This is a genomic window from Acetobacter papayae JCM 25143 (assembly GCF_000613285.1).
GTDB classification, from domain to species: domain Bacteria; phylum Pseudomonadota; class Alphaproteobacteria; order Acetobacterales; family Acetobacteraceae; genus Acetobacter; species Acetobacter papayae.
The window spans coordinates 1-5,068 of the sequence record NZ_BAIN01000109.1 but is presented as its reverse complement, the minus strand read 5'-3'; the positions used below and the strand labels follow the sequence as shown (position 1 = coordinate 5,068).

Annotated in this window: 3 protein-coding genes and 2 pseudogenes; all 5 read left to right on the top strand. The window is 64.9% G+C overall.

Annotation, left to right across the window (positions count from 1 at the left end; translation table 11 throughout):
- A pseudogene (locus tag JCM25143_RS24450) lies at nucleotides 1-775 on the top strand (hypothetical protein); the annotation flags it as partial.
- Entirely contained in the window at nucleotides 741-1,076 is a 336-nt protein-coding gene (locus JCM25143_RS24445) for an OmpA family protein (RefSeq protein ID WP_234395328.1), read from the top strand. The pseudogene JCM25143_RS24450 and the gene JCM25143_RS24445, both read left to right, overlap by 35 nt.
- A 251-nt stretch (nucleotides 1,077-1,327) precedes the next feature.
- Nucleotides 1,328-2,562: pseudogene (locus JCM25143_RS20095) on the top strand (LL-diaminopimelate aminotransferase).
- Nucleotides 2,559-3,878 carry a homoserine dehydrogenase gene (locus JCM25143_RS14380; protein ID WP_025861731.1) on the top strand — a complete coding sequence of 440 codons (1,320 nt, stop codon included), beginning with the start codon at nucleotides 2,559-2,561 and terminating at the stop codon, nucleotides 3,876-3,878. Before JCM25143_RS20095 ends, JCM25143_RS14380 begins: the two are co-directional and overlap by 4 nt.
- A 120-nt stretch (nucleotides 3,879-3,998) precedes the next feature.
- Complete coding sequence (gene glpX, locus JCM25143_RS14375; RefSeq protein WP_025861730.1) at nucleotides 3,999-4,982, top strand: class II fructose-bisphosphatase; 984 nt, start codon at nucleotides 3,999-4,001, stop codon at nucleotides 4,980-4,982.
- The last annotated feature ends 86 nt before the right edge of the window (nucleotides 4,983-5,068 follow it).

The following is a 5,068-nucleotide window of genomic DNA, read 5'->3' as shown; positions in this document are numbered from 1 at the left end:
CCCCCGCACAGGCCTGAACCACGGCCCAGCGCGTGCAGGGGCCGCTCTGCTGGCCCTGCTGCTGACCACGGGCTGCCACCACCGGGACCTGACCGACAGCACCATGGATCTGGTGCAGCACCTGCGTGGCGGGGTTGTTGCGGGGCAGCGCCCGCCGCCGCCGGGGCAGTATGCTGCGTACCCGCATGTGGGGCTGACCCCCACAACGCCCCCTAGCCTGCCCTCGCCTCAGGCACGCGCGCTGCTCACCAGCAGGCTGATCCGCGATCGCAATCTTACCTACCGCACCATGGCGGCCAATGGCACGCTGCTGCCCACCATTCCCCCGCCGCCTTCCGCCGAAACGCCAGCGGCGGCGCCAGTAGCCCCAGTGACATCGGCAGCCCCGCCTGCACCCGGCGCGGTTGCCGGGCAGAAACCTGCCGCCAAACCGGCCAACCAACCCGCCACCCTGCCCGAAGGGGTTAATGGCGCCATCATGGACGCAGCCGAGGCCCCTCCGGCACCGGCAGCTACAACGCCACCTGCGCCAAGCGCTACGCCCGCCAAAAGCCAAAAAACGGCGGATAGCACCAAACGCCCCGGCAAAAACAAAAACGACACACCGGTTCCGGAAGTGGCCATGCCGGAGGTAACGGACAAAAACAGCGTGGACTCGTTCCCTGCTGATGTCATACCGCCCATTCCCGATGCGCCGCCCCCTGCCCCCGACTGTGGCAGGCACGCCCACCCCGCCGGATATGCCGACGGTAGACGCCACCCTACCTGCCTATGACCTGAACGATATACCCGGCACGGGCTTTCACTTCCTGCCCCAGTCGGATGAACTCTCCGCCGGGCAGGACGATGAACTGACCAAGCTGATCAGCAAGACCCCGCATGGCCCTTTCTTCATCCGTGGTTTTGGCAATGCCGCCTCGCTCAGCGCGCAGGATCAGACCGATGCCGTGCGGCTGGGGCTGCTCCGCGCCACCCGTCTGGCCCGCCTGCTGCTTGAGCGTGGCGTGCCAGCCTCGGCCCTGCATGTGCGCGGTGATGCCTTTGGCACGGGAGCAAAAATCGCCAACACGCCCTGAGCCTGCCTGAGAGTGCGGGGCATCAGCCCATACCTGCCGCCACCCGCGCGGCACCGGGTTAAATGGCCGCCAACCTGCCCCTCTCACTTTCAGGGATCAGACGCCCCGATGTCAGAGCCCCATGCCAAATTCGCATGCCATGGCAGAGATTTCCTTTACGGGGAGTTGCCTGTTCCATTTTGCGGATTACTATACCCGTCCCGCAGCAACTCAGGGGCATTTCCCCTCCAGTTCTAGAGCAGCACACGTCCATGACCGAAGAGTTCCACCGCATCCGCCGCCTGCCGCCTTATGTCTTTGCCTCGGTTAACCAGGCCAAAGCCGCGGCCCGAGCCCGCGGAGAGGATATTATCGACCTCGGCATGGGCAACCCGGACACCCCCACCCCGCCGCATATCGTGGCCAAGCTGATCGAGACCGTGAACGACCCGCGCTCTCACCGCTATTCGGTCAGCAAGGGTATTCCGGGCCTGCGCAAGGCTGTGGCCGGGTATTACGAGCGCCGCTTCAATGTCACGCTCAACCCGGAAAAAGAGGTGATAGTCACCCTTGGCTCCAAGGAAGGTCTGGCCAATCTGGCATCGGCCATCACCAGCCCGGGCGATACCATTCTGGTACCCAACCCCTCTTACCCCATCCATCAGTTCGGCTTCATCATCGCCGGGGCAAGCGTGCGCTCCATCCCGGCCACACCGGATGAGGACATGCTGCGCGCGCTAGACCGCGCGGTGCGCCATTCCGTGCCCAAGCCCACAGCGCTGATCGTCAACTTCCCGTCCAACCCAACGGCGTATCTGGCGGATCTGGATTTCTACAAGGAGCTGGTGGCCTTCGCCCGCCGCGAGAATATCTGGATTCTCTCCGACCTCGCCTATGCCGAAATCTATTTTGGCGACAAGGTTCCCCCCTCCATTCTGGCGGTGCCGGGCGCGCGCGATATCGCCGTGGAATTTACCTCCCTGTCCAAGACCTACTCCATGGCAGGCTGGCGCGTAGGGTTTGCCGCCGGTAACGAGCGGCTGATTTCGGCCCTGACGCGCATCAAGTCCTATCTGGATTACGGGGCGTTCACCCCCATTCAGGTCGCGGCGGTAACCGCCCTCAATGGCCCGCAGGACTGCGTTGCTGACCTGCGCAACATCTACCGCGAACGGCGCGATGTCCTGATCCGTGGCCTACATGCCGCAGGCTGGGACGTGCCCTCCCCCGAGGGCTCAATGTTCGCATGGGCACCCATTCCCGAGCCTTCAAGGCCATGGGCAGTGTCGCCTTCTCGAAACTCCTTCTGGAAGAAGCAGGCGTGGCCGTGGCCCCCGGCCTCGGCTTTGGTGAATATGGTGATGACCATGTCCGTATCGGGCTGGTTGAAAACCCCCACCGCCTGCGTCAGGCCCTGCGCTCCATCAAGGGCTTCATGTCCGCCCATGGGGTGAGCGCGCCTGTTCTTCCTTCCTCAGCCAAAAAGCCGGAGTCTGCTGCACCGTGACATCCACTTCCCCTACCACACCCCTGCGCCTTGGCATTGCCGGACTTGGCACGGTTGGCGCGGGCACCATCCGGCTGCTGCGCGCCAATGCCGACCTGATCCGCGCCCGCGCCGGACGCCCGCTTGAAGTGGTTGCCGTCAGCGCGCGCGACCGCACCCGCGATCGCGGCGTGGACCTGTCCGGCCTGAACTGGCACGACCGGACAGAAGACCTTGTAAACGACCCTGATGTGGATGTGGTTGTGGAGCTGATCGGCGGGTCTGAAGGCACGGCCCGCGCCGTGGTGGAAAACGCGCTCAAGGCGGGCAAGCCTGTAGTCACGGCCAACAAAGCCCTGCTGGCCCTGCACGGCCCGGCCCTTGCACGCCTCAGCACCGCGCATAATGCGCCACTGCTGTTCGAAGCCGCGGTGGCCGGGGGTATTCCCGCCATCAAGACCGTGCGCGAAGGGCTGGCGGCTGACAGGCTGACCCGCGTGGGTGGTATCCTGAACGGCACCTGCAACTATATCCTGACCGTCATGCGCGAAACCGGGCAGGCTTTTGCCTCCGTGCTGAAAGACGCAAAGGAACTGGGCTATGCCGAGGCCGATCCTTCCACCGATATCGACGGGCTGGACGCGGCCCACAAGCTGACCATTCTGGCGGGGCTGGCCTTTGGCCGCCCGGTGGATTTCAGCTCCGTGCATGTGGAAGGCATCCGCCATGTGGATGCCGCCGACCAGAACTTTGCCCGCGCACTGGGCTACAGCATCAAGCTGCTGGGCCTTGCCCGCATGACGGAACAGGGCCTGCACGCCCGTGTGACACCCTGCCTTGTACCCCAGCAGTCTCCGCTGGCGCAGGTCAACGGTGTGTTCAACGCCGTGGTGGCAGAGGGCGAATTTGTCGGCCGTATCATGATCGAGGGACGCGGCGCGGGCGCAGGCCCCACGGCCAGCGCTGTCACGGCGGATCTGGTCGATATCGCACGCGGGCAGACCATGCCCGTATGGGGTGTGCAGGCTGATAACGGCGCAGACACCGTGCTGCGCGCCCAGCCTATCACCAGCGGGCAGGGTGCGTTTTACCTGCGTCTGCGCGTAGAAGACCGTCCAGGCGTGATTGCCGATATTACCGCCGTGCTGCGCGATTGTGGCGTATCGCTCCGCAGCATGCTGCAACACCCGGCGGAAAGCGAATCCGCCCCGCATGTGCCGCTGGTGCTGGTCACGCACCAGACATCGGAAGCCGCCATGCAGGACGCACTCACACGGATCGGCGCACTCAGTGCCGTAACCGATACCCCCGTGATGATCCGTATCGAAGCCGCCTGACCCGCACCGGGCCAACAGGCCCAACTCTGCCCCGGCTCAGGCCGGGGCACCCTGAACGCCCGGCAGCCCCCAAACCCAGCCGGGCCACGTTTGCCGCACCACAGCAGGAGCCCGCATTCCATGGCCGTTTTCCCGATTATTTCAGACCGCAACCTCGCCCTTGAACTGGTGCGTGTGACCGAGGCTGCGGCCCTGGCCTCATCACGCTGGACGGGACGCGGCCGCAAGAACGACGCCGATGGTGCGGCGGTAGAAGCCATGCGCGCCGCCTTCGATACGGTGGCCATTAACGGCACGGTCGTGATTGGCGAAGGGGAAATGGACGAAGCCCCCATGCTCTATATCGGTGAGCAGGTGGGGGCCGGTGGCCCGGCCATGGATATTGCCGTAGACCCGCTCGAAGGTACCAATCTGTGCGCCAAGGACATGCCCAACGCCATTACCGTTGTGGCTCTGGCCGAGCGCGGTAACTTCCTGCACGCGCCCGATATTTACATGGATAAGATCGTTGTTGGCGCGGGCCTGCCCGAAGGTGTTGTGGACCTTGATGCCAGCATCGAAACCAACCTCAAGAACCTCGCCCGCGCCAAGGACCGCGATGTGCAGGATCTGGTTCTGTGCACACTGGAGCGCGAGCGCCATGCCGACATGATCGCCCATGCGCGTGAAGCCGGTGCCCGCGTGCGCCTGCTGACCGATGGCGATGTGGCGGGTGGTATCGCCACCTGTCTGGAAGAAAGCGGCGTGGATATTTACGTAGGCTCTGGTGGCGCACCCGAAGGGGTGCTGACCGCCGCCGCCGTGCGCTGCGCCAATGGCCAGATGCAGGGCCGCCTAATGTTCGAAGATGACGAGCAGCGCGCCCGCGCCGCCAAAATGAACCCCGGCAAAGACCCGGCCCGCAAGCTGGGCCTGCATGACATGGCGGCAGGCCCCGTGCTGTTCTCCGCCACGGGTGTTACCACTGGCGCCCTGCTGCGGGGTGTGCGCTTCTACCCGCATCAGGTTGTCACGCACTCGCTGGTCATGCGCTCCAGCTCGGGCACGTCGCGCTTTATCGAAGCGCATCATAACCTCAGCACCAAAGTCTGGCCTGCGCAGTAAGCTGCCATGTCTGACACCACGCTCACGCCCGATCCCCTGCCCCCTGCCGTGCTGGGGGTGGAAAACAGTCTGGGGGGCAGGCGCTG

Bases quoted from the DNA above. Each gene is read 5' to 3' on its own strand.
- JCM25143_RS24445 (WP_234395328.1), top strand. From the start codon at position 741: ATGCCGACGGTAGACGCCACCCTACCTGCCTATGACCTGAACGATATA.
- glpX (WP_025861730.1), top strand. From the start codon at position 3,999: ATGGCCGTTTTCCCGATTATTTCAGACCGCAACCTCGCCCTTGAACTG.